This is a genomic window from Variovorax sp. RA8 (assembly GCF_901827175.1).
GTDB lineage: Bacteria > Pseudomonadota > Gammaproteobacteria > Burkholderiales > Burkholderiaceae_C > Variovorax.
Map to the genome: position 1 here is coordinate 1,003,207 of NZ_LR594662.1, position 25,123 is coordinate 1,028,329.

General features: G+C 68.2%; 22 protein-coding genes. 20 read left to right on the top strand and 2 right to left on the bottom strand.

Translation table 11 applies throughout. The features are described from left to right. Positions 1 to 18: 18 nt before the first annotated feature. Positions 19 to 1,545 carry a CoA-acylating methylmalonate-semialdehyde dehydrogenase gene (locus E5P3_RS04810; protein WP_162584929.1) on the bottom strand — a complete coding sequence of 509 codons (1,527 nt, stop codon included), beginning with the start codon at positions 1,543 to 1,545 and terminating at the stop codon, positions 19 to 21. Positions 1,546 to 1,663: 118 nt separating this feature from the next. Here E5P3_RS04810 and E5P3_RS04815 point away from each other — a divergent pair, with 118 nt between their 5' ends. The 18 genes from E5P3_RS04815 to E5P3_RS04900 all read left to right on the top strand — a co-directional run bounded on the left by E5P3_RS04815 (position 1,664) and on the right by E5P3_RS04900 (position 21,492). Further along, positions 1,664 to 2,602: a LysR family transcriptional regulator gene (locus E5P3_RS04815; RefSeq protein WP_162584930.1), complete on the top strand. Its 939-nt coding sequence runs from the start codon at positions 1,664 to 1,666 to the stop codon at positions 2,600 to 2,602. Positions 2,603 to 2,785: 183 nt separating this feature from the next. Beyond that, positions 2,786 to 5,602, top strand: a complete 2,817-nt coding sequence (locus E5P3_RS04820; RefSeq protein ID WP_162584931.1) for a PAS domain S-box protein — start codon at positions 2,786 to 2,788, stop codon at positions 5,600 to 5,602. Beyond that, positions 5,602 to 6,261, top strand: coding sequence for a response regulator transcription factor (locus E5P3_RS04825; RefSeq protein WP_162584932.1), 660 nt, complete (start codon positions 5,602 to 5,604; stop codon positions 6,259 to 6,261). The genes E5P3_RS04820 and E5P3_RS04825 overlap by 1 nt, the downstream gene beginning before the upstream one ends. A 69-nt stretch (positions 6,262 to 6,330) precedes the next feature. Beyond that, a complete protein-coding gene (locus tag E5P3_RS04830) occupies positions 6,331 to 6,738 on the top strand; it encodes a response regulator transcription factor (protein ID WP_162584933.1) in 408 nt (135 codons plus the stop codon). A gap of 35 nt (positions 6,739 to 6,773) precedes the next feature. Further along, positions 6,774 to 7,022: a hypothetical protein gene (locus E5P3_RS04835; protein ID WP_232072984.1), complete on the top strand. Its 249-nt coding sequence runs from the start codon at positions 6,774 to 6,776 to the stop codon at positions 7,020 to 7,022. 17 nt (positions 7,023 to 7,039) lie between these two features. Beyond that, entirely contained in the window at positions 7,040 to 7,657 is a 618-nt protein-coding gene (locus E5P3_RS04840; protein ID WP_162584934.1) for a response regulator transcription factor, read from the top strand. A 162-nt stretch (positions 7,658 to 7,819) separates the two neighbouring features. Next, the gene (locus tag E5P3_RS04845) at positions 7,820 to 8,194 is read left to right on the top strand and encodes a DMT family transporter (RefSeq protein WP_162584935.1); all 375 of its coding nucleotides are present in this window, start codon (positions 7,820 to 7,822) and stop codon (positions 8,192 to 8,194) included. A gap of 1 nt (position 8,195) precedes the next feature. After that, on the top strand, positions 8,196 to 9,620 hold the full coding sequence (locus E5P3_RS04850) for a UbiA family prenyltransferase (RefSeq protein WP_162589539.1): 1,425 nt from the start codon (positions 8,196 to 8,198) through the stop codon (positions 9,618 to 9,620). Between the two features lie 37 nt (positions 9,621 to 9,657). Continuing rightward, positions 9,658 to 11,124, top strand: a complete 1,467-nt coding sequence (locus E5P3_RS04855) for a glycosyltransferase family 87 protein (protein ID WP_162584936.1) — start codon at positions 9,658 to 9,660, stop codon at positions 11,122 to 11,124. 115 nt (positions 11,125 to 11,239) lie between these two features. Next, complete coding sequence (locus E5P3_RS04860; RefSeq protein ID WP_162584937.1) at positions 11,240 to 11,926, top strand: TetR/AcrR family transcriptional regulator; 687 nt, start codon at positions 11,240 to 11,242, stop codon at positions 11,924 to 11,926. A gap of 62 nt (positions 11,927 to 11,988) precedes the next feature. Then, on the top strand, positions 11,989 to 13,785 hold the full coding sequence (locus E5P3_RS04865) for an acyl-CoA dehydrogenase C-terminal domain-containing protein (protein ID WP_162584938.1): 1,797 nt from the start codon (positions 11,989 to 11,991) through the stop codon (positions 13,783 to 13,785). 5 nt (positions 13,786 to 13,790) lie between these two features. Further along, positions 13,791 to 14,225, top strand: coding sequence for a DUF2147 domain-containing protein (locus E5P3_RS04870; protein ID WP_162584939.1), 435 nt, complete (start codon positions 13,791 to 13,793; stop codon positions 14,223 to 14,225). A gap of 23 nt (positions 14,226 to 14,248) precedes the next feature. Beyond that, positions 14,249 to 16,648 carry a 3-hydroxyacyl-CoA dehydrogenase/enoyl-CoA hydratase family protein gene (locus tag E5P3_RS04875; RefSeq protein WP_162584940.1) on the top strand — a complete coding sequence of 800 codons (2,400 nt, stop codon included), beginning with the start codon at positions 14,249 to 14,251 and terminating at the stop codon, positions 16,646 to 16,648. Positions 16,649 to 16,658: 10 nt separating this feature from the next. Next, on the top strand, positions 16,659 to 17,858 hold the full coding sequence (locus E5P3_RS04880) for an acetyl-CoA C-acyltransferase (RefSeq protein ID WP_162584941.1): 1,200 nt from the start codon (positions 16,659 to 16,661) through the stop codon (positions 17,856 to 17,858). Between the two features lie 45 nt (positions 17,859 to 17,903). Next, entirely contained in the window at positions 17,904 to 18,809 is a 906-nt protein-coding gene (locus E5P3_RS04885) for an alpha/beta hydrolase family protein (protein ID WP_162584942.1), read from the top strand. 27 nt (positions 18,810 to 18,836) lie between these two features. Next, the gene (locus tag E5P3_RS04890) at positions 18,837 to 19,667 is read left to right on the top strand and encodes an acyl-CoA thioesterase (protein WP_162584943.1); all 831 of its coding nucleotides are present in this window, start codon (positions 18,837 to 18,839) and stop codon (positions 19,665 to 19,667) included. Between the two features lie 53 nt (positions 19,668 to 19,720). Beyond that, positions 19,721 to 20,485: an enoyl-CoA hydratase gene (locus E5P3_RS04895; protein WP_162584944.1), complete on the top strand. Its 765-nt coding sequence runs from the start codon at positions 19,721 to 19,723 to the stop codon at positions 20,483 to 20,485. A 371-nt stretch (positions 20,486 to 20,856) separates the two neighbouring features. Beyond that, entirely contained in the window at positions 20,857 to 21,492 is a 636-nt protein-coding gene (locus E5P3_RS04900) for a transposase (protein WP_162584945.1), read from the top strand. Between the two features lie 371 nt (positions 21,493 to 21,863). Here the strand turns inward: E5P3_RS04900 and E5P3_RS04905 are convergent, their stop codons facing one another. Continuing rightward, a complete protein-coding gene (locus E5P3_RS04905) occupies positions 21,864 to 22,280 on the bottom strand; it encodes an acyl-CoA thioesterase (protein ID WP_162584946.1) in 417 nt (138 codons plus the stop codon). Positions 22,281 to 22,321: 41 nt separating this feature from the next. Between E5P3_RS04905 and E5P3_RS04910 the strand changes: the two genes are divergently transcribed. Further along, complete coding sequence (locus tag E5P3_RS04910; RefSeq protein WP_162584947.1) at positions 22,322 to 24,157, top strand: ABCB family ABC transporter ATP-binding protein/permease; 1,836 nt, start codon at positions 22,322 to 22,324, stop codon at positions 24,155 to 24,157. Between the two features lie 23 nt (positions 24,158 to 24,180). Further along, entirely contained in the window at positions 24,181 to 25,119 is a 939-nt protein-coding gene (locus tag E5P3_RS04915; RefSeq protein ID WP_162584948.1) for a 2-hydroxyacid dehydrogenase, read from the top strand. Positions 25,120 to 25,123 lie beyond the last annotated feature (4 nt).

The following is a 25,123-nucleotide window of genomic DNA, read 5'->3' on the forward strand; positions in this document are numbered from 1 at the left end:
AGAGGGAGCAATAGCTGCCTACTTCGCCGTCGGCATCACGAACTCGGCGCCCTTGGGCGTGCTTTCCGGCCAGCGCTGCATGATCGATTTCTGCCGCGTGTAGAAGCGCACGCCTTCCTCGCCGTAGGCGTGCATGTCGCCGAACAGCGAGCGCTTCCAGCCGCCGAAGCCGTGCCAGGCCATGGGCACGGGGATCGGCACGTTGATGCCCACCATGCCCACCTCGATGCGCCGCGAGAACTCGCGTGCCACGTTGCCGTCGCGGGTGAAGCAGGCCACGCCGTTGCCGAACTCGTGGGCGTTGACGAGGTCCACCGCCTCCTTGAGGTCGTGCACGCGCACGCACGAGAGGACCGGGCCGAAGATCTCTTCCTTGTAGATGCGCATCTCGGGCGTGACATGGTCGAAGAGGGTGCCGCCCATCCAGAAGCCGTTGCCGCACCCTTCGCCAGCCTTCTTGCCGTCGAACTCGCGGCCGTCGTAAACCAGCTTGGCGCCTTCCTTCTCGCCCAGCGCGATGTAGCCGGTGATGCGCTCGTGCGCGGCACGCGTCACGATCGGGCCCATCTCGGCTTCGAGGTTCGAGCCGTCGAGCACCTTCAGGGTGCGGGCGCGCTCGGCCAGCATCGGCACCAGCTTGTCGGCCACGTCGCCCACCAGCACGGCGACGCTGATCGCCATGCAGCGTTCGCCGGCCGAGCCGTAGCCCGCGCCGATCAGCGCGTCCACCGCCTGCTCCAGGTCGGCATCGGGCATCACCACCATGTGGTTCTTGGCGCCGCCCAGCGCCTGTACGCGCTTGCCGAGGCGTGCGCCGGTCTCGTAGATGTAATTGGCGATCGGGGTGGAGCCGACGAAGCTGATCGCCTTCACGTCCGGGTGCTCCAGCAGCCCGTCGACTGCTTCCTTGTCGCCTTGCACCACGTTGAACACGCCATCGGGCAGGCCCGCCTCCTTCAGCAGCTCGGCGATGCGCAGCGACGGGCTGGGGTCAATCGGGCTGGGCTTGAGGATGAAGCTGTTGCCCGCCGCGATCGCGACCGGGAACATCCACATCGGCACCATCACCGGGAAGTTGAACGGCGTGATGCCCGCGACTACGCCCAGCGGCTGGCGCGTCGTCCAGTTGTCGATGCCGGTGGAGACCTGGTCGGTGTAGTCGCCCTTCAGCAGCTGCGGGATGCCGCAGGCGAATTCGACGATGTCGATGCCGCGCGCCACCTCGCCCTGCGCGTCGGTGAAGACCTTGCCGTGCTCGGCGGTGATCAGCCGGGCCAGCTCGTCGCGGTGCTTGTTGAGCAGTTCCAGGAACTTGAACATGACCCGTGCGCGCCGGATCGGCGGCGTGTCGGCCCAGGCCGGGAAGGCGGCGCGGGCAGCGGCGACGGCCGTATCCACGTCGGCGCGGCCGGCGAGCGAGACGCGGCCGGTCACGGCGCCGGTGGCGGGGTTGAAGACGTCCTGCGCACGCTCGGAGGCGCCGCCGGCGCGCTGGCCGCCGATGAAGTGCGCGATGGGCGTGGGGGTCGAAGGCTGCTTGGTCATGGCGGGTCTCCTGCGGTTGCTGCCGCGGTGCTGGGGTCTGGCGAGTCTAGGAAGCGCGATGCGCCCTGCCAAGGCGCCTGGACTGAATTGATTGTTCGCCATGGTGAACAATCCAACCATGAATGACAAAAATATCGAGCTGCTCTGGACCCATCTCCACTGGCTGACCGTGCTGGAGCAACAGGGCAGCTTCACGGCCGCCGCCGCCCGCCTGGGCGTGAGCAAGGCGGCGATGAGCCAGCGCATCGCCGAACTGGAGCGCGCGGCCGGCGTGGCGCTGGTACGCCGCACCACCCGCAGCGTGCGCCTGACCGAGGCCGGCCAGCGGCTGGTGGACGACACGCGCGCGCCCTTCGAGCAGATCGCCCACAGCTTCGCCGGCGTGCGCGACCTGGCGGGCGTGCCCCGCGGCCTCCTGCGGGTGACCGCGCCGGTGGCCTTCGCGCGCCAGCAACTGGTGCCGCGGGTGGCTGATTTCCTGCGCGCGAATACCGAGGTGCGGCTGGCGCTGGACCTGTCGGACCGGCTCAGCGCGCTGGCGGTGGAAGGCTTCGACCTCGCGATACGGCATGCGGCCTCGGTGCCCGATACGCACGTCGCCTGGCGGCTGTGCGCCACGCGCTCGGTGCTGGTCGCGAGCCGGGCGTACCTGCGCCGCCGCCCCGCGCCACAGACGCCACAGGCGCTGTCGCAACACGACTGCCTGCACTACCCGCGCGCGCAGGACCAGCCGGCGTGGACGCTGGAGTCATCGAGCGGCCACCGCGCGGTCGAACGCGTCACGATCCCGGTCGCCGGCCCCTTCGCCGCCAACAACAGCGAGGCCCTGCGCGATGCGGCGCTGGCCGGGCTGGGCATCGCGCTGGTGCCGGACTTCAGCGCCCAGGGCGCGCTGCAGGCCGGCAAGCTGGTGCAGGTGTTGCCGCAGTGGACGCCGGTGGGTGCTTTTGCCGAGCAGCTCTATGCGGTGCGGCCCTATGCGAGCCATGTGCCGCGGGCGGTGACGGTGTTCGTGGCGTGGTTGAGGGAGTCGTTGAAGGACGGGTTCGCTGCCTGAACTCGAAGGCGGGCATGAATCCGGCTCCGCGCAGTTCATCGGATGCTTCGCTGCGCCATGTCGTGACAGCGGCCCCGAGGGCGTTCAGAATGGTGGTCGCCCCTACACAAGGAGGAGCCGGCCCTACCGCCGGCGCCGCGCGACGCGCTGCGGCTTACATGCCGCGACGCGCTGGAGTCGCTCATGACGGAACCTAAAGTTGAGGAAACGCTGCCGCGCCCGCCGTCGCAGCCTTTCGAGCGGCAGGCGGAGACCTTGCTGCGCGAGCATTCCAACCTGCTGGATCTGACCAATGACGCCATGTTCGTGCGCGACATGGGGGCATCGATCACTTACTGGAATCGCGGCGCCGAGAAGATGTACGGATGGACGGCCGAAGAGGCGCTCGGGCGGTCCGCGCCCGAGCTGCTGAAGACCTCCTCCGCCGTGCCGCTGGAGCAGATCGAATCGCGGGTGCTGCGCACCGGGCGATGGGAAGGCGAGCTGGTGCATCACAGGCGCGACGGAACGCCGGTGGTCGTCGAGAGCCGCCTGGCACTTCAGCGAGACGCGCGGGGCGAGCCGGTGGCGGTCCTGGCGACCAATACCGACATCACGCAGCACAAGCGGGCCGAGGAGGCACGGCAGGACCTGGAGGAGCAATGGAGAGCTGCCTTCGAAGCCAATCCCACGATGTACTTCATCATCGATGCGGGCGGCGCGATCCTGTCGGTGAATCCCGTAGGCGCGGAGCAGCTGGGTTGGCGCGTGAGCCAGCTGATCGGCCAGCCGGTGATCGACCTGTTCCACGAAGCCGATCGGGACTTCGTCCAGGGAAACGCCGACGAGGCGTTCCGACAGCCCGGCCGCGTCATGCGCTGGAAGGCGCGCAAGGTCCGCAAGGACGGCACGGTGCTCTGGGTCCGGGAGTCTGCGAACGCAGTCCTGCTGCGCGGCGGCCCGGTGCTGCTCGCGGCCTGCGAGGACATCACCGAGCGCAAGCATGCCGAGGACGCGTTGCGCGAGAGCGAGGAGCGCTTTCGCACGCTGGTGATGTTCTCCTTCGACGTGTACTGGGAGAGCGACGCCCAGCATCGCTTCGCCCGCCAGGAGTATTCGGCCAGGTTCGACCGCGCGCCGGCGGCGGGCTCGGAGATCGGCAAGACGCGATGGGAGGTGCCCTATCTGGAGCCGGACGAGGAGGCCTGGCGCCAGCACCGCGCCGCGCTCGATGCCCATGTTCCATTCCGCGACTTCGAGCTCGCCCGGGCGACGTCCGACGGCGGCGTACGCCATGTGTCGGTATCGGGGCTGCCGATGTTCGACGACGCGGGGGGCTTCACGGGCTATCGGGGCGTCGGGCGGGACGTCACCGAGCGCAAGCGTGCCGAAGACACGCTGCGCGAGCACCTGGGTTTCCTGGAAAGCATGAACCGCGTCAACTGCGCGATGCAGGGGACCAACGACCTCGAGAAGATGATGAGCGATGTGCTCGATGCCGTCCTCGACATCTTTGCCTGCGACCGGGCGTGGCTCACCTATCCCTGCGATCCGGGAGCCGACTCCTGGCACGCGGTGATGGAGCAGACGCGGCCCGAGTTCCCCGGCGCTTTCAGCCTCGGCGCCGAGCTGCCCCTCGATGCGGATGTCGCAACGGTGTTCCGGACCGCGCGCAACGCGAGCGGCGCCGTTCCCTTCGGCGAAGGTTGCGAGCTCCAGGTGCCGGCACGGCTCGCGGAAAGTTTCAGCATCCGATCCGTGCTCGCCATGGCGCTGTACCCCAAGGGCGACCAGCCCTACCTCTTCGGGCTGCACCAGTGCTCGCGCCCGCGCACCTGGACGGCGCAGGAGAGGCGGCTGTTCGAGGAGATCGGCCATCGCCTTTCCGACGCGCTCACCAGTCTTCTCATGTTCCGCAGCCTGCGCGAAAGCGAGTACTTGACGCGGCAGGTTTTCGAGTGCGCCTCCGATGGCGTGGCCGTGATCGGCCGGGATTGCCGCTACCAACGGGTCAACGAGGTCTACGGCCGCAATTGGAAGATGCCGGCCGACGCCATCGTCGGCATGCATGTCGCCGATCTGCTCGGGACCGACCTCTTCGAGCGTGCCGTGAAGCCGAGCCTCGACCGCTGCTTTGCCGGCGAGCAGTTCACGTTCGCGGAATGGTGCACTACCGAACTGGGGCGCGTCTACCTGTCGGTGTCCTACTCGCCGCTGCAGCTCGGCTCGGAGGGCTTGGCGTCTGCGCTCGTGATCATGCGCGATCTCACGCATCACGTCCTGGCATCGGAAGCCCTGCGAGAGGCTCAGGCAGCGCTTGCGCGGGTCAACCGTGTCACCACGCTCGGCGTGCTCGCGGCTTCGATCGCCCACGAGGTCAACCAGCCGCTGGGAGCCATGGTCGCGAGCGCCGGGTCCTGCGCGCGCTGGCTCGCGGCCCGGCCACCCGAGCTCGAAAAGGCGCAGCGCTCGCTCGAACGCATCGCCCGGGACGGAAAGCGCGCGGGCGAGGTCATCGACCGCATCCGAGCGCTGGTCATGCGCCAGCCGCCGCGACGGGACCGCGTCGACCTCAACCAAGTCGTCCTCGACGTGATCGCATTCACGCGCGACCAGATGCGCCGCAATGACATCGCGATCCAGAGCACGCTTGCCGAGGGCCTGCCGCCCGTGTGGGGCGACAGGGTGCAGATCCAGCAAGTGGTGCTGAACCTGATCGTCAACGCCATCGAGGCCATGACCGCTCCCGGCGATCGCTCGCGACAGCTGGCCATCGGCGCGAGCGCAGCGGAGGGTGGGGTGTGCGTCGAGGTGCGCGACTCGGGCCCGGGCATCGCGCCTGACATTTCCGACAAGCTCTTCGAGCCCTTCCACACGTCCAAGGCGCAGGGCATCGGCATGGGGCTTTCGATCAGCCGGTCGATCATCGAGGCCCATGGCGGCCGGCTCTGGACCGAGCCGAACCTGCCGCGCGGCGCCGTGTTCCGGTTTTCGCTGCCGACGGGGCAACGGGAGCCGTAGTGGCCACCGAGCAGCCCGTCGTCTTCGTCGTCGATGACGACGTGGCGATGCGCGAGGCGCTGCAGGATCTCCTCGCCTCCGTCGGCATGGACGTGCGCGTTTTCGCCTCGACGCAGGAATTCATGCAGTCGCAGCGGCCGGACGCACCCGGCTGCCTGGTGCTCGACGTGCGGCTGCCCGGTGCGAGCGGCTTGACCTTCCAGGAAGAGCTCCCGCGAGCAGGCGTCGATCTGCCGGTGATCTTCATCACCGGCCACGGGGACATACCGATGACGGTGCGCGCCATGAAGGCGGGCGCCGTCGAGTTCCTGGGCAAGCCCTTCCGCGACCAGGAGCTGCTCGATGCGATCGACGCCGCGATCGAGCGGAACCGGGCGCAGCGCGGCGAGAGGGCGCTCGTCGCTCAGCTGCGGCAACGCTTCGCCACGCTCACCCAGCGGGAGCGCGAGATCATGGCGCTGGTGAGTGCCGGGCACGTGAACAAGCAGATCGCGGCCGACCTGGGCATCAGCGAAGCAACCGTGAAGGTCCACCGCGGGCAGATCATGCGCAAGATGCAGACGAGATCCCTGGCGCAGCTCGTGCGCATCGCCGACATGCTCGGCCTTGCCGATCCGAGACCCCAGTTAGGCCCCACTAGAGCCGGCGGCGGCGCCTAAACCAAAGTCGTAGAGCGCGCGACGCATGTGCAATGGTCTTGCGCGTGCGATCGGCCTAGTCTTGCGCCAATGCCCAACACCGAACAAGAAACCCGGGTACGCGACAAGCCGACCGTAGCGATCGTGGACGACGATGCGTCGGTTCGCGACACCACGAAGGACCTGCTCGACTCCGCCGGCGTGTCCTGCGCCACCTTCGACTCGGCCGAGAGTTTCCTGCAATCGAAGGGCACATGCGCCGTCCGTTGCCTGGTTGCCGACATGCGCATGCCGGGCATGTCGGGGCTCGACCTGTACCGCCACCTGGCCTCCTGCGGCGCCCGGATTCCCACGGTCCTGGTCACGGCCTACGCCGACGAACAGGCGTGCGTGCAGGCCCTGGAGACCGGCGTGACCTGCTTCCTCACAAAGCCCTTCCGTCCGGAAGACCTCCTCGCCTGCATCGAAACCGCCCTGCGCGAAAGCAATCCCGCGTGAGGTGCAGGACTTTCTCCTGGAGCCGCTTCACAGCCATGACCCACGACGACGCCGCCATGCACGCTGCCCCTGATTCCGGCGATGCCCAGTCCGCCTTCGAGCTGCGTTTTCCCTCCCTCAGCGGCACGGGCCGCGCCCTGTCCTTTCCCTGCGATTCCAGCGGCACGGTGCACATGGACAGCTTGAGCGCACGCGCGCTCAACAACTATCTTCTTGCGCGCGCACTGACGGGCCGCGACTACGGGTGGCCCAGCGTGCAGGCCTTGTGCCAGGCGCAAGGCTGAAGCGAAGGAGCAAGGCAATGAGCGATCGGCGTGCCGAAAACCCCCGCCGCAGAGTGTCGTCCCAGGGTCCGGCTCTCGCCGCGCCGCTCGCGGGCCAGGAATGCGCGGCGGAGGCCCGCAGCGCAGTGGCGGTCGTAGTCGGCGTCGCCTCGCCCGCGCTGGCGTGCAGCCTCGAATCGCTGGTGGACGGCACCGAAGGCCTGGTTTTCAGGGGCTCGGCGCCCACCACGGACCGCCTGCTCGCCTGCTGCATGGAGGCCGGGGACTGCATCGCGCTGGTGGATCCGGCGCTCGGTCCGCAGGGGCTGCGCGCATTCATGCAGTTGCTGCGCATGATGGCGGCCGGGGTGCGCGTCGTGGTCATCAGCGACATGCATTCGCCGCACATGCTGCGGGAGGCGATCCGCTGGGGCGCCAGCGGTTTCGTCGAAAGGGAGGCCCCGCCCGCCGAGATCCGCGCCGCACTGGTCGCGGCTGCCCGGTCGCAACGCTACCTTTCGCCGCGGATGGCGGAGGACCTGGCCGATTCTTTCGTACTGCGGGAGCTGACGCCCCGCGAGAGCAGGGCGCTGGCAGTCCTCACGCACGGCGACTGCAACAAGCTCATCAGTTCACTGCACCCGAACTGGCGCTGACGCCGGCGCACCGGCGACCGCATCCCGCCGCTGCGTCACGCGCCTGCGGGAGATCGACCGTTAACTATTTCATTCATTCGAGTCGGAGAGCATCTAACGCTTAGCCTACAAATACGCCTGGGGCACGATACTTGCGGTAATCAAAAAGACTGCAAGTTTCAGATGACCTTCGCCACGTTTTCGCTCATCTTCACGGGCGTGCTGCTGAATTCGGCAGCGCAATTGATGCTCAAGGCAGGTGCGCGGGCCCTGGGCCCCGTGGCGATCGGCAGCGGCAGCTCCTTGTTCGCGGCCGGCTGGAATGCCGCCACCCAGCCCTGGATCCTGGTGGGCCTGTGCTGCTACTTTGTCAGTGCGGGGCTCTGGGTCCTGGCCCTGACGCGGGTGGACGTGACCGTCGCCTACCCGATGCTCTCGATGGGCTACGTGATCGCGGCGCTCCTGGCCTGGCACTTCTTCGGCGAGGCGCTGACCGCCTCGCGGATCCTGGGCATCGCCATCATCCTGGTGGGTGTCGTGGTTCTGGGGCGTGGCTGAGATGACCGCGCCGCTGCCGCTCTATGTCGATCTCGATGGCACGCTGATCGCCACCGACTCCCTGCACGAGTCGCTGCTCAAGCTGGTACGGGTCTCTCCGCGCGCGCTGTTGTCGCTGCCGCTGTGGCTGCTGCGCGGGCGGGCCGCGCTCAAGCGCGAGGTGGCTCGGCGCACGCGCCTGGACGTCCGCACCCTGCCGTACCGGCCGGAGGTGCTCGATTTCGTACGCCGCGCCCGAGAATCGGGCCGGCGCACCATCCTGGCCACGGCCAGCGACGCGCGCATGGCGCGGCGTGTCGCCGACCACCTGGGCCTGTTCGACGCGGTGCTGGCCTCGGACGGCGAGCGCAACGTCAAGGGTGCGAACAAGCTGGCGGCCATTCTGCGCGACACGCGCGGCATGGGCTTCAGCTATGCCGGCGACCACGCCGCGGACCTGGAAGTCTGGCGCGGCTCGAAAGCCGCCGTGGTGGTCAGCCGCTCCGGCGCCCTGGCGCGGCGCGCGGCCGGACTCACGGAAGTGGAGGCGGTGATCAAGCCGCGCCGCGCGGGGCTTGGCCGCTATTTCCAGGGCCTGCGCCCTCACCAGTGGTTGAAGAACGTGCTGATCTTCCTGCCGCTGATGCCGGTGCTGCACGACCTCACGCAGGCGCTGATGGTCGACGCCGTGCTCGCCTTCCTCGCCTTCAGCCTGATGGCCTCGGGCATCTACGTGCTCAACGATCTGCTGGACCTGGAGTCGGACCGGCGCCACCACCGCAAGCGACGGCGGCCCTTCGCAGCCGGCGACATCTCGTCGGCCACCGGGCTCGCGATGTCGATCGGACTGGGCGTCGCGTCGCTGGCCTTGTCCGCGGCGCTGCTGCCCCCGTCCTTCGTGGCCGTGCTGCTGCTCTACGCGGCGCTGACCACCGCCTATTCGGTGTTCCTCAAGCGGCGCGCGGTGGTGGACGTGTTCTCGCTGGCCGCCCTCTACACGATCCGCGTGGCGGCCGGCACGCAGGCGACGGGCCAGCCGCTCTCCTTCTGGATTCTTTCCTTCTCGCTCTTCATCTTCCTCAGCCTCGCGCTGGCCAAGCGCTACGTGGAGCTCACCTCCGCCGCCGGCGATGCCGTCCAGCTCAAGCGCGACCGCGGCTACCAGCCGGGCGATGCGACCTTCGTGCTGTGTACCGGCGTCGCGGCCGGGCAGATGTCCGCCGTGCTGCTGAGCCTCTATCTGCAGGACCAGCAGCTGCTGGCGCGCTACCAGGAGCCGACCTGGCTGTGGATCCTCATCCCCGTGTTCCTGTTCTGGACCGTGCGCATCTGGCTCAAGGCGATCCGCGGCGCGCTGCACGAGGACCCGGTGGTCTTCGCGGCGCGCGACTGGGTCAGCCGCCTGGCGGTCGGCATCGGCGCGGCCGCGCTGTGGATGGCGCACTAGCGCCGGGCATCCGCTTCACCTTCTTCCCTGCATCGACATGAAGATCCTGATCGTGGTCGCGGCTGCGACCCTGCTTTCCTGCCTGCTGCTGATCGCGCTGTGGCGCCTGCAGCCGGGCATTCCGGGCCTGCCGCGCTCGGCCCAGTCCCAGCGCCTCGCGGGGGTGTGGCGGGCGTGGCTGATGTTGCTGTTGAGCGGGCTCGTCGTGAGCGCGCTGGTCACGCTCTCGGTCGGGGAGCCGCGGGAGAGCTCGCTCGGCTACCTGCGCTTCGTGCTGTCCTTCCACAACGGCGACGACTCGTGGATGCCGATGCTGCGCGCCTCGGCCTTCCTGCGCGAGCATCCGGACCAGCTGCTCTACCAGTCGGTCTTCTTCGGCCAGCACGTGAAGTTCCAGTATCCGCTGACCGCGCTGGTGCCTCTGGACCTGCCGCAGCGCCTGCTGGGCCTGGAGCCCGAGACGGTGGTGGTCATCTTCAAGATCCTGTCGCGGCTGAGCCTGATCGCGATCGCGGCGGTCTTCCTCCGGCTCTTCATGGGCGCAGTGCAGTGGCCGTCCAGGCCGGGCGAGCCGCCGGCGCTGCCGGCCATCTCGCGCGGCACGCTGGCGGCCCTGAGCCTCCTGAGCGTCGTGCTCTTCTACCCCCTCCTGCGCTCCGAATACCACGGCCAGATCCAGACCGCGATGACGCTCGCCGCCGGCCTGTCCCTGCTCGCCTGGCAGCGCGGGCAGCCGCACCTGTCCGGGCTGATGATGGCCCTGTGCTGCATCATCAAGCCGCAATGGATCATCGTGGTGCTGTGGGCGGCATTGCGGCGGCAGTGGAGCTTCGCGTGGACCGCGACCTGGATCACCGGCGCCTTCGGCCTGGTGGCGATCGCCTTCTACGGGCTGCCCAACGTGCTCGACTACATCCCGGTGGTGTCCTTCCTCGGCCAGCACGGCGAGAGCTATTTCATCAACCAGTCGGTCAACGGCCTGGTGAACCGGCTGCTGTTCAACGGCGTGAACCTGGAGGGCGCGGGGCGGATCTGGTCCGGCACGGACTTCCCGCCGTTCCATCCGACCGTGTACCTCGCAACCACGCTCTCCTCGGCGCTGATCCTCGGCCTGGCGCTGTTCTGGCGGGTGCGCAAGCAACCGACCGCTGTGGACCTGTCGCTTGTCATGCTCAGCCTGACGGTGGCCTCGCCGATCGCATGGGACCACCACTACGGCGTGCTGCTGCACATCTTCGCGGTGCTGTTCCCCGTCGCGCTGCGGCGCCAGCCCTTCGGCGCAGCGACGCCGGCGCTGCTGTGGCTGGCCTTCCTGCTGTCGAGCGAATCCTTCGTCGGCGTCACCAACCTGCTGGCCGGCACGACGTGGAACGTGCTGCAGTCCTACCAGTTCTTCGGGGCGATGCTGGTGCTGGGGCTGCTGTACCGGCTGTCCTGGCAGGAACAGCAATCGCGCGCCGGCATGGGCTTCGGGGTACTGGCCGGCCTGGGCCGGACGGCCTGACCCCCTGCGCCTCGCAAAGGCGCCGATAACCTTCCGCTTCTGTCGGGCTTTCATCGAGCCGGCGGCGAAAGGCCTGCAAAATAGCACGATCGTTCGTTTTATTGCCAGGCCCCTCATGCCCGCCCCCGGCTCCTCCAAACTTTCCCGCGCGCCCCAAAAAGGGCAGCAGACCAAGGCTGTCATCGTCGACGCGGCGTTGAACCTTGCCGCGCAGATCGGGCTCGAGGGCCTGTCCATCGGCGCGCTGGCCGAAGTCACCGGCATGAGCAAGTCGGGCGTGTTCGCCCATTTCGGCTCCCGCGAGGAACTGCAGATCTCGGTGGTGCGCGAGTACCACGCGCGCTTCGAGCAGGAGGTGTTCTATCCGGCCATGCAGGCCCCGCGCGGGCTGCCGCGGCTGCGCGCCCTGTTCGCCAACTGGATGAAACGCACCTCGGCCGAAATCGACTCCGGCTGCATCTACATCAGCGGCGCCGTCGAATTCGACGACCGGCCGGGGCCGGTGCGCGACGCGCTGGCCGAGTCGGTGAACACCTGGCTGGCCGCCATGCTGCGTGCCGTGCTGCAGGCGCAGGAGGAAGGCCAGCTGCAGGCCGATGCCGACGCCAAGCAGATCTCCTTCGAGATCCACGCGCTGATCCTGGCGCTGCACTACGAGGCGCGTTTCCTGCGCTCGCCCGAATCGCTGGCGCGTGCCAACGCGGGCTTCGACAACATCCTCGCGCGCTGCGCAACGCCCGAAGCGCTGGCCGCCTCCGCCTCGGCCTCTGAGTCGTCGCGCAGGCTCAAGCCCGTGCGCTGAGCGCGCGGCACCCGATCACATTTTTTTGAACGCTCTTCCTCTTTTTTTCCGGAGACTTTTCCATGCCCGCCTACACCCCGCCCCTTCGCGACATGCAGTTCGTGATGCACGAAGTGCTCAAGGTCACCGATGAATTCAAGGCGCTGCCCAAGCATGCGGAGGTCGACGCCGACACCATCAACGCGGTGCTGGAAGAGGGCGGCAAGTTCGCCGCCGAGGTGACTTTCCCGCTCAACATCACGGGCGACGAGGAGGGTTGCGTGCTCGACAAGACCACGCACGAGGTGAAGACGCCCAGGGGCTTCAAGGAGGCCTATGCCAAGTACGTCGAGGGCGGCTGGGCCGCGCTGTCGTGCGACCCGCAGTACGGTGGCCAGGGCCTGCCTTTCGTGGTCAACCAGTGCTTCTACGAAATGCTCAACTCGGCCAACCAGGCCTGGACCATGTACCCGGGTCTGTCGCATGGCGCATATGAGGCGCTGGTCGCACACGGCACGCAGGAGCAGAAGAAGACCTACCTGCCCAAGCTCACCAGCGGCGAATGGACCGGCACCATGTGCCTGACCGAGCCGCACTGCGGCACCGACCTCGGCCTGCTGCGCACCAAGGCCGAGCCGCAGCCCGACGGCACCTACAAGCTGACCGGCAACAAGATCTTCATCTCGGCCGGCGAGCACGACATGGCCGAGAACATCATCCACCTGGTGCTGGCCCGCCTGCCGGACGCGCCCAGGGGCAGCAAGGGCATCAGCCTGTTCGTGGTGCCCAAGTTCAACGTCAAGCCCGACGGCTCGCTCGGCAGCCGCAATGGCATCTACTGCGGCGGCCTGGAGCACAAGATGGGCATCCACGGCAACGCAACGGCGCAGATCGTGCTCGAAGGCGCCAGCGGCACGCTGGTGGGCGAGCCCAACAAGGGCCTGGCCGCGATGTTCGTGATGATGAACGCGGCGCGCCTGGGCGTGGGCAACCAGTCGCTGGGCCTGACCGAGGTGGCTTTCCAGAACGCGCTCGCCTATGCCAAGGACCGCATCCAGATGCGCTCGCTGTCGGGCGTGAAGGCGAAGGACAAGGAGGCCGACCCGATCATCGTGCACCCCGACGTGCGCAAGATGCTGATGACCGCCAAGGCCTATGCCGAGGGCGGCCGCGCGCTGGCCATCTTCTGCACGCTGCTGCTCGACAAGGAGCACCACCACCCCGACGAGAAGGTGCGCAAGGATGCGGGCGAGCTGGTCGCGCTGCTCACGCCGATCGTCAAGGCCTTCATCACCGACAACGGCCACATCTCGACCAATGCCTGCATGCAGGTCTTCGGCGGACATGGCTTCATCAAGGAATGGGGCATGGAGCAGTTCGTGCGGGACAACCGCATCAACATGATCTACGAGGGCACCAACACCATCCAGTCACTCGACCTGCTGGGTCGCAAGGTGCTGGGCAACAACGGAGCCACGCTCAAGAAGTTCGGCAAGCTGGTCGCGAAGCTGGTCGAGGAGGAGGGCGTGAACGAGAAGATGAGCGAGTTCATCACGCCTATCGCGGTGCTGGGGGAGCAACTCACCAAGTTCACCACCGAGTTGGGATTCCGCGGTTTCCAGAACCCCGACGAGGTGGGCGCCGCGGCGGTGGACTACCTGCGCGTCGCGGGCCACTTCGTGTTCGGCTACATGTTCGCGCTGCAGGCGCGCGTGGCGCTCGCCGCGATCGCGGCCGGCAACACCGACACGTTCTACCAGGCCAAGCTGCAGACCGCGCGCTTCTACTTCGCCAAGCTCTTCCCCGAGACCGCGACGCTCATGCGCACCGCGCGCGCCGGCGCCGCGCCGCTCATGAACACCGACGCCGCCCTGGCTTGATCGCGATGAGAAGCCTTCTTCTTGCAGCCATCGCCTTCGCGTCGGCCGGCGCGGCTTTCGCGCAGATGACGCCGGTCGGCGTCTGGCAGAGCATCGACGACAAAACCGGGGAGGCCAAGTCGCAGATCCGCATCGCCGAATCCGGCAGTGTGCTCAACGGCCGCATCGAGAAGCTGCTGCGCAAGGAAGCGAAGCAGGATGCCGTGTGCGACGAATGCACAGACGACCGCAAGGGCAAGCCGCTTGTGGGCCTCGAAATCATTCGCGGCGCGAAGAAGGCCGAGGGCAAGGAGGTCTGGGAAGACGGAAAGATCCTCGACCCCGAGAACGGCAGGAGCTACACGCTGCGGCTCACGCCCATCGAAGGCGGCAAGAAGCTCGAAGTGCGCGGCTCGGTGCTCGGCATCGGCCGCACGCAGACCTGGGTTCGCGTCCAGTAAGACATCTATTTGTTGGAAATTCCATGTCCAAGTTTCAAGTGAAGAAGGTCGCCGTGCTCGGCGCCGGCGTGATGGGCGCGCAGATTGCGGCGCATCTTGTCAATATGCGTGTGCCGGTGGTGCTGTTCGATTTGCCTGCCAAGGAAGGTCCCAAGAACGGGATCGTGAGTCGCGCAATCGACAACCTGAAGAAGCTCAAGCCTGCGCCGCTGGGCGACGCGTCCGACGCCGAGCTGATCGAGCAGGCCAACTACGAGGACGATCTCGCGAAACTCGGCGAATGTGACCTGGTGATCGAGGCCATCGCCGAGCGCATGGACTGGAAGCTCGATCTGTACAGGAAGATCGCGCCGCATGTGGCCAAGCATGCGATCCTGGCCTCGAACACCTCGGGCCTGTCGATCACCAAGCTGAGCGAAGCGCTGCCCGAGGCGCTCAAGCCGCGTTTCTGCGGCATCCACTTCTTCAATCCGCCGCGCTACATGTTCCTGGTCGAGCTGATCAATACGCCGACCACCGAGCCGCAGGTGCTGGACCAGCTCGAGGCCTTCGTCACCAGCGCACTCGGCAAGGGCGTGGTGCGCGCCAAGGACACGCCCAACTTCATTGCCAACCGCGTGGGCATCGCCGGCATGCTGGCCACACTGAAGGAGGTCGAGAAGTTCGGGCTCACGCCCGACGTGGTGGACGACCTCACCGGCAAGAAGCTGGGCCGCGCGAGCTCGGGCACCTTCCGCACCGCCGACGTGGTGGGCCTGGACACCATGGCCCATGTGGTGAAGACGCTGCAGGACAACCTGAGCGCAGAGGCCGATCCCTTCTACGCCAATTTCGCGACCCCGCCGGTGCTGGCCAAGCTGCTGGAGCTCGGCAACCTGGGCCAGAAGACCCGGGCCGGCTTCTACAAAAAGGCGGGTCGCGACATCCTGCGCTTCGACCTGGCCAAGGGCGACTACGTGCCTTCGGGCGAGAAGGCCGACGAGGTCTACGGCCGCATGCTCAAGAAGCCCGCGGCCCAGCGCCTGAAGCTGCTGCGGGAGAGCGAAGGCGCACAAGGCCGCTTCCTCTGGGCGATCCTGCGCGACAGCTTCCACTATGCGGCCGTGCACCTCGCGACCATTGCCGAGAGCGCGCGCGACGTGGACTTCGCGATGCGCTGGGGCTTCGGCATGAAGCAGGGCCCCTTCGAGCTCTGGCAGGAAGCGGGCTGGGCGCAGGTCGCCAAGTGGATCCAGGACGACATCGATGCCGGCGAGGCCCTGTCGAATGCGCCGCTGCCGAAGTGGGTGTTCGAGGGCCCGGTGGCCGAGGCCGGCGGCGTGCACACGCCCGAGGGCTCGTGGAGCGCCTCGGAGAGCCGGTTCGTGCCGCAGCGGCGCCTGCCGGTGCACGAACGCCAGCTTTTTCCCGAGAGCGTGCTGGGCAGCAACTCGCCCGACGCCAGCCAGGCCGGCACCACGATCCAGGACGAGGGCGATGTGCGCCTCTGGACGCTGGACGGCGAGGTGCTGATTGCGAGCATCCATTCGAAGATGCACGCCATCAGCCCGGACGTGGCTGACGCGCTGGCGGCCGGCGTCGAGCTGGCCGAGCGCGAGTACAAGGCGATGGTGATCTGGTCGCCCGACGAGATGTTCTCCGTCGGCGCCGACCTCCAGGCCATGCTGCCGGCCTTCGTGGTCGCCGGCATCGGCGCGGTCGAGGGGGCGGAGCAGGAGCTGCAGAACGTGATGCTCAAGATCCGCTACGCCGGCGTGCCGGTGGTCTCGGCGGTGCGCGGCATGGCGCTGGGCGGCGGCTGCGAGCTTGCCATCTATTCGGCGAAGCGCGTCGCGGCGATGGAGAGCTACATCGGCCTGGTCGAGGTGGGCGTAGGGCTGGTGCCCGGTGCCGGCGGCCTGACCTACATTGCGCGCCGTGCGGCCGAGAACGCGGCGGCTTCGACCGGCAGCGACCTGCTGCCCTTCCTGACCGAAGGCTTCACCGCCGCGGCCATGGCCAAGGTCGGCACCAGCGCGCTCGAATCGAAGAAGCTGGGCTATCTGCTCGACAGCGACGTGATCGTGCCCAACAAGGACGAACTGCTCCATGTCGCCCTGCAGCAGGCCGGGGCGATGGCCGACGCGGGCTGGCGCGCGCCGATGCGCCGGCGCTTCAAGGTCGCCGGACGCAGCGGTGCCGCCACCATCAAGGGCCAGCTGGTCAACATGCGCGACGGCGGCTTCATCAGCGCGCATGACTTCCACATCGCCGGGCTGATCGCGAACGTGGTCACCGGCGGCGATGTCGATGCCGGCAGCCTGGTGAGCGAGGAGTACCTGATGGCGCTGGAGCGCAAGGCCTTCTGCTCTTTGATTCTTCATCCCAAGACGCAGGAGCGGATCATGGGGATGCTCAATACCGGCAAGCCGCTGCGCAACTGAAGGAATTCCCATGAGCAAGCAACTCCAAGACGCCTACATCGTCTCCGCCACCCGCAGCCCCATCGGCCGCTCCCACCGCGGCTACTTCCGCAACACACGCCCCGACGACCTGCTCGCGACCACGCTGAAGGCGGCGCTTGCGGCGGTGCCGAACCTGGATCCGAAGGTCATCGAGGACATCGTCTGCGGCTGCGCGATTCCCGAGGCGCAGCAGGGGCTGAACGTGGCGCGCATCGGCGCCGTGCTGGCGGGTCTGCCCACCAGCGTCGGCGGCATCACGGTCAACCGCTTCTGCGCCTCCGGCCTGTCAGCGGTGCAGATGGCGGCCGACCGCATCCGCGTCGGCGAGGCCGAGGTGATGATCGCCGCGGGCGTCGAGAGCATGAGCATGGTGCCGATGATGGGCAACTCGCCATCGCTGTCGCCCTCGATCTTCGAGCGTGACGGCGATGTCGGCATCGCCTACGGCATGGGCCTGACCGCCGAGAAGGTGGCCCAGCAATGGAAGGTGAGCCGCGAGGCGCAGGACGCCTTTGCGCTGCAGTCCCACCAGCGCGCACTTGCGGCGCAACAGGCCGGCGAGTTTGCCGACGAGATCACGCCGATCGAGGTGACCGACCGCACGCCGGACCTGGACAGCGGCGAGACCGTCGCCAAGACCCGCATGGTGAACCTTGACGAGGGCCCGCGCCCCGACACCAGCCTCGAAGGCCTGGCCAAGCTGCGCACGGTATTCGCCGCGCGCGGCACCGTGACGGCCGGCAACAGTTCGCAGACCTCCGACGGCGCCGGTGCGCTGATCCTGGCGAGCGAGAAGGCCTGCCAGCAGTTCGACCTGAAGCCGCTGGCGCGCTTCGTCAGCTTTGCGAGCAAGGGCGTGCCGCCGCAGATCATGGGCATCGGCCCGATCGAGGCCATTCCCGCTGCGCTGCGCTACGCGGGCCTGACGCAGGACGCCATCGACTGGATCGAGCTCAACGAGGCTTTCGCCGCGCAGTCGCTGGCGGTGATCGACACCCTGGGCCTGGATCCGGCCAAGGTCAACCCGATGGGCGGCGCGATCGCGCTGGGCCATCCGCTGGGCGCGACCGGCGCCATCCGCTCGGCCACCGTGGTGCACGCGCTGCAGCGCAGGAAGCTCAAGTACGGCATGGTCACGATGTGCGTGGGCATGGGGCAGGGCGCCGCCGGCATCTTCGAGCGGGTCTGATCGCGCGAGCCACGCGGGCTGCCGCGGAAAGGAAGGAGATACGGCATGCAACCGAAGACCCTGACTCTCGAAGACGGCGCCCAGCTTGCGCTGCGCCGCTACGAAGCGGTCGGGCCGCAGCGCGCGAGCGTGGTGATCGGCGGCGCCATGGGCGTGCGCCAGGCCTTCTACGAGCCCTTCGCGGGCTGGCTGGCGCAGGAGGGCATCGACGTCTGGACCTTCGACTACCGCGGTTCGGGCGATTCGCGGCCAGGCGGCAGCAGGGCCTCGCTGCGCGGCTTCGAGGCCGACCTGTTCGACTGGGCGCGCGACTACGAAGCCGTGATCGACGCCGCCAAGGCCGCCAGGCCCGACCGCCCGCTCTACCTGCTGGGCCACAGCCTGGGCGCACAGCTGCCGGGCTTTCTTCAGCGGCCGCAACAGGTGGACGGGCTGGTCAGCATCGCCGCCGGCAGCGGCTACTGGCGCGAGAACGCGCCGCGGCTCAAGCGCAGCGTTCTCTATTTCTGGTTCGTGCTGGTGCCGCTGGCGACGCGGCTGTGCGGCTACTTCCCAGGCCGGCGGTTGCGCAAGGTGGGCGACCTGCCGCGCGGCGTGATCCTGCAATGGCGGCGGTGGTGCCTGAACCCGCGCTACAGCGTGGGCGCCGAGGGCGAGGCGGCCGCGCGCAGCTACGGGCGAGTGCGCTTCCCGGTGCTGGCGCTGTCGATCACCGACGACGAGCTGATGACGCTGGAAGGCACGCAAAGCCTGCTGAGCTTCTACGCGGGCGCGCCCAAGGCGATGCAGCGCATCGCGCCGGCCGACGTGCAGGCCCGGCGCATCGGGCACTTCGGGTTCTTTCGCGAGCAGTTCAGCCGCGACCTCTGGCCGCGTCTGGCGGACAGCCTGCACCGGCTCGCGACCTTGACCTCGTCGCCGGCGGCCAGCGTCCCGCAGACGACTGCCTGAGTCCTTCAGCCGGAGCACACTCCCGCCATGAGCACACACCCCCTGGACAAGGCGCTGGCGCTCGCGCACAGCGACATCCGCGCCGGCCTGTTCACCGGCGCCACCAGCATGGATTACTGGAACATGGTCGGGCCCTTCGGCGGCACGACCGCGGCGGTGATGCTGCAGTCGGTGCTGAAGCATCCCGAGCTGCTCGGCGCGCCGGTCGCGCTGACAGTGAACTACGCCGCGGCGCTGGAGGCCGGCGCCTTCGAGTTGCTGGCCGTGCCGGTGCGCACCAACCGCTCGACGCAGCACTGGACGATCCAGATGTCGCAGGCCGATGCCGAAGGCGAGCCGCAGGTCGTGAGCACGGGCACTGCGGTCACGGCCCTGCGGCGCGAGACCTGGGGCGCCAGCGACCTGCCGATGCCCGAGGTGCCGCCGCCGATGGAGGTCGAGCGCCTGAGCATCGGTCCGGCCAAGGTGGCCTGGATCGACCGCTACGAGATGCGCCCGATCAGCGGCGCGATCCCGAGCCGCTGGGACGGCAGCGGCGACCACAGCGAAACCCGCATGTGGCTGCGCGACGCGCCGCCCCGCCCGCTCGACTTCGCGGCGCTGGCCGCACTGTGCGACTGCTTCTATCCGCGTGTCTGGCTGCGGCGCGCCAGGCCGGTGCCGATCGGCACGGTGTCGATCACCACCTATTTCCATGTCGACGCTGCGCAGCTCGCCGAGGTGGGCGACGGCCACCTCCTCGGGCGCGCCACCGGCCAGCAGTTTCGCAACGGCTACTTCGACCAGGCCGCGCAGCTGTGGAGCGAGGCCGGCGCCCTGCTCGCCACCTCGAACCAGATCGTCTACTTCAAGGAGTGAGAGCCTCCGCGAGGCTCCATACTCCGTCCACTTCTTTGCAGCAAGGACCTTCCATGAGCGACATCCTCGTCCACACCGAAGCCGGCGTGATGACCCTGACCTTCAACCGGCTCGACAAGAAGAACTCCATCACCCGTGCGATGTACGCGGAGCTGGCCGACGCCTTCGAGAAGGCCGCCGAGGACAGCGCGGTGCGCGCCGTGCTGATCCAGGGCGACGCCACCATCTTCAGCGCCGGCAACGACATCGGCGACTTCCTGAACGCGCCGCCCTCGACGCCGGAGTCGCCGGTGTTCCGCTTCCTGCACGGTATCGCGACCTTCCCGAAGCCGCTGGTGGCGGCGGTGTGCGGTCCGGCGGTGGGCATCGGCACCACGATGCTCTTTCACTGCGACCTGGTCTATGCCGGCGACAACGCGGCCTTTTCGATGCCTTTCGTCAACCTGGGCCTGTGCCCGGAGGCTGCGTCCAGCCTGCTGGTGCCGCAGATGTTCGGCTACCACCGTGCGGCGGAGGCGCTGCTGCTGGGCGAGCCCTTCATGGCCGAGGCGGCGCTCGAGGTCGGGCTGGTCAACCGCATCGTGCCGCCCACCGAGGCGAATGCCATCGCCCAGGCCCAGGCGCACAAGCTGGCGACCAAGCCGCTGTCGGCTTTGATCGAGACGAAGCGGCTGATGAAGAAAGCACAGCAGCCCGCCGTGCTGGAACGCATGGGCGAGGAAGGCCAGAGCTTCGGCCGCATGCTGCGCGAGCCGGCGGCGAAGGAGGCGTTCACCGCGTTCATGGAGAAGCGCAAGCCCGACTTCTCGAAGGTCTGACAGCTCTATCGAAGGTGCAAGACGCGCTTGGATAGGCTGCGCGCCGCAAAGGCGCCTGCGGGTGTGCGGGGAGGCGTGCCACTGTGGCGGTCGTCGCTTCGCGCCGACTCCCCTGCGATGCTCGCGCAGCCGGCCTGCCGCGGAACTCGCGACGTTCACTTCGTTCACTCTGCTCGGACAGCCGCGGCAAGTCAGTTTACGAAGCACGCCTGTCCTTCGGCAGGCGTGCCGACCGGCTGCACTGCGCTTCTCGGCGCCACAGAGGCGCACCGCCCCGCACACCCGCAGGCACCTTTGCGAGAGACGGTGTGCCGGTATCCAAAGACCCCCAACCGCTGCGGCGTGGGGTCGGTATTCAGATCAACCCCGACGTGTCCCCGCGGAAGGTGGTCTGCGGACCGGGCGACTTGTGGGGCAAGCAGGCGGCCCTGAAGGCGATCGCCTTGCACCGTGCGGACATCGATGCTCGAATGCCCGCGCTGATGGCGCACCTGCTCGATGCGCAACTGCACATGCTGCGGGAGATCGAGCAGCGCGTGCAGACGATCGAGGCCGAACTGGCCATCGTGCAACGCGAGTCGCAAAGCGCACGGCAACTGCGCGCCGTCCCAGGGATCAGCTTGCTGGGTGCCACGGCCCTGGCGGCCACCTTGGGAGACGGCAGCGGCTGGCGCAACGGGCGCGAGTTTGCGTGCGCGCTGGGACTGACTCCGCACCACGAGGGCACCGGCGGCAAGGTGCGCATCGGGGCCATCAGCAAGCGCGGCGACCCTTACCTGCGCACTTTGCTCGTCAGCGGAGCGCGTGCAATGCTGAGCCAGGCCAACCCCACGCCCTGGATCGCGCAGATGCTCGCTAGGCGTCCGGCCAATGTCGTGGCCGTGGCGCTGGGGCACAAGCTGGCGCGCACGGCCTGGGCGCTGGTCGCCCACGGGCGCAGCTATGACACCCAGTCGCACTCGGTGCCACCACAACGCCAGACCGCGCAAGCGATGGCCACCCCATGACCGCGGCTCAGGCCGCAACGAGTGCGTGCGAGTGAGGTTAAGGAAATGATGGCAAAGCGGTTGGACCGTGGGTCGAAAGCTGATGCGCTCCTCGGGTACGCCTTGCGCAGAACCCGCCGGCGAGATGAGCTCCGACCTCGCGAATCACCGTCAGGGCCAGCAGCAGGCGCGAGCCTGTCTGCACCAAAAGGCCGGATATATAAGACCGCAGTCAATCCGCCACGTCAGCATTCCGACACCTGCTTGCCACACGGGAGGCGTCCATATAAGGAGCGCAGCCTTGGGGGCGGGCGCGCCTGCCGAAGGACAGGCCGCCTTCCGCGGCGCGCAGGCAGCATCACCACCGCTTGCGCATCCGACCCGCCCAGCAATCACTCCCTGACGATCGCCCGCGGCCTCCCGTTGTCATCGATCGCAACGTAGGTGAACGTGGCCTGCGTCACCTTGATGTACTCGCCCTGCGCCTTGAAGCGCTCGGCGAAGACCTCGACCGTGACCGTCACCGAGGTACGGCCGATCCGCACCAGCTTCGAGTAGAAGGACAGGATGTCCCCGAGCCGCACCGGCTGCTTGAAGACGAACTCGTTGACGGCGACGGTGGCCATGCGGCCCTTGGCGTAGCGCGCCGGAATGACCGAGCCCGCCAGGTCGCACTGGGCCATCACCCACCCGCCGAAGATGTCGCCGTTGGCATTGACGTCGGCCGGCAGCGGGATCACCTTCAGCACGAGTTCCATATCGGCGGGCAGGCTCTTGAGGGTGGCTGAGACGTTGGCAGGAACAGACATGGGCACAATCCGGGAAAAGCAACAGCCACGATTGTCTCCCCATGCGCCGTAGCGGCGAAGCCCTTCCCCCTGCCCATCACGCCTCGGCCAGCGAGCCGGCCCGGAGCGATCGCTCCGACTGGGCCACGCTGCGCCGGCTGTTTCCCTACCTCTGGCGCTACAAGTGGCGCGTCCTGGCCGCGCTGCTCTTCATGGTGGGAGCCAAGGTGGCCAACGTCGGCGTGCCGGTGCTGCTCAAGAACCTGGTCGACACCATGACGCCCAAGCCCGACATGGCGCAGGCGCTGCTGGTGGTGCCGATCGCGCTGCTGGTCGCCTACGGGCTGCTGCGCTTCTCGACCTCGCTATTCGGGGAACTGCGCGAGCTGGTCTTCGCCAAGGCGACCGAGGGCGCGGCGCGCAGCATCTCGCTGGAGGTGTTCCGGCACCTGCATGCGCTGTCGCTGCGCTTCCACCTGGAGCGGCAGACCGGCGGCATGACGCGCGACATCGAGCGCGGCACGCGCGGCGTGCATTCGCTGATCTCGATGTCGCTCTACAGCATCGTGCCCACCATCATCGAGCTGACGCTGGTGCTGACGATCCTGGGCGTGAAGTTCGACGCGCTCTTCGTCTGGATCACGGGTGTCGCGCTGGTGCTCTACATCGCGTTCACCGTCACGGTGACCGAGTGGCGCACCCAATTCCGCAGGACCATGAACGAGCTCGACTCGGTGGCGCAGAGCCGCGCCATCGATTCGCTGCTGAACTACGAGACGGTCAAGTACTTCAACAACGAGGAGTTCGAGGCGGGCCGCTACGACGCGAGTCTCGACCGCTACCGCCGCGCCGCCATCAAGAGCCAGAGGACGCTGAGCCTGCTCAACACCGGCCAGCAGCTGCTGATCGCGGTGAGCCTGGTGCTGATGCTGTGGCGCGCGACCGCGGGCGTGGTCGAGGGCCGGATGACGCTGGGCGACCTGGTCATGGTCAACGCCTTCATGATCCAGCTGTACATCCCGCTCAACTTCCTGGGCGTGATCTACCGCGAGATCAAGCAGAGCCTGACCGACCTCGACAAGATGTTCGTGCTGATGGAGAAGGAGCGCGAGGTGCGCGATGCGCCGGGCGCCCGGCCGCTTGCGGGGCGCGATGCCAGCGTGCGCTTCGAGGACGTGAGCTTTGCCTACGAGCCCGCTCGGCCGATCCTGAAGCATGTGAGCTTCGAGATCCCGGCCGGCAAGACGGTGGCGGTGGTCGGGCCCTCGGGCTCGGGCAAGTCCACGCTGGCGCGGCTGCTCTACCGCTTCTACGACGTCCAGCAGGGCCGCATCCTCATCGGCGGCGAGGACATCCGCGAGGTGACCCAGGCCAGCGTGCGCCAGGCCATCGGCATCGTGCCGCAGGACACGGTGCTCTTCAACGACACCATCGAATACAACATCGCCTACGGCCGTCCCGGCGCGAGCCATGCCGAGGTCGAGCAGGCGGCGCGGGCCGCGCGCATCCACGACTTCATCGCCGCGACGCCCAAGGGCTACGAGACGCCGGTCGGCGAGCGCGGCCTCAAGCTCTCCGGCGGCGAGAAGCAGCGGGTAGCGATCGCGCGCACGCTGCTGAAGGACCCGCCGATCCTGATCTTCGATGAGGCGACCTCGGCGCTGGACTCGGCCAACGAACGCGCGATCCAGGCCGAGCTCAAGAGCGCGGCGCAGAACAAGACCACTTTGGTGATCGCGCACCGGCTCTCGACCGTGGTCGACGCGCACGAGATCCTGGTGCTCGAAAGCGGCGTGATCGTCGAGCGCGGCACCCATGCGCAGCTGCTCGCCAGGGACGCGCGCTATGCCCAGATGTGGGCCCTGCAGCAGATCGAGGCTGCCGAGCCCGTTCTTTGATTCCCACTGTTTCCGGAGATCGGATGCCCGACAAGATTCCCCTCCTGGTGCTCAACAGCCTCTCGAGCGCGCACCAGGCACAGATTGCCGCCGTCTATGACATGACTTACGCGCCCACGGCGGCCGAGCGCGCGGCCGCCATCGCCGCGCACGGCGCCCGTTACCGCGCGGTGCTGACCATCGGCGTGCTCGGGCTCACGCCCGACGAGCTGGCAGCGATGCCGAAGGTCGAGCTGATCTGCGCGATGGGCGCAGGCTACGAGTGCCTGCCACTGGAGGCGGCGCGCTCGCGGGGCATCGCGCTCGCCAACGGTGCCGGCACCAACGACGACTGCGTGGCCGACCATGCCTTCGGCCTGCTGATCGGCATCGTGCGCGGCATCCGCATGCTCGACCGGAAGTGTCGCGAGGGCGTGTGGCGCGAGGCGATCCCGCAGCCGCCCAATGTCTCGGGCAAGCGCCTGGGCATCCTCGGCCTCGGCACCATCGGCCAGAAGATCGCCAAGCGCGCCGCCGGCTTCGACATGGAGGTCGGCTACCACAACCGCAAGCCGCGCGAGGGCGTGGCGCACCGCTACTTCGGCAGCCTGATGGCGCTGGCCGGCTGGGCGGACGTGCTGATGGTCGCCACGCCGGGCGGCCCGGGCACGCGGCACCTGGTCGATGCCGGCATCCTCGATGCGCTCGGGCCGCAGGGCTTCCTGGTCAACATCTCGCGCGGCAGCGTGGTCGACACCGAGGCGCTCGCCGCCGCGCTGCGCGAGGGGCGCATCGCCGGCGCCGGGCTCGACGTCTACGAAAGCGAGCCCATGCGCCCCGAGCCGTTGATCGGCCTGGACAACGTGCTGCTGACGCCGCACATGGCCGGCTGGTCGCCCGAGGCCACGCAGGCCTCGGTAGACCGCTTCATGGCGAATGCCGAAGGGCATTTCGCCGGTCGCGGTGTGGTGTCGCCGATCTGAAGGT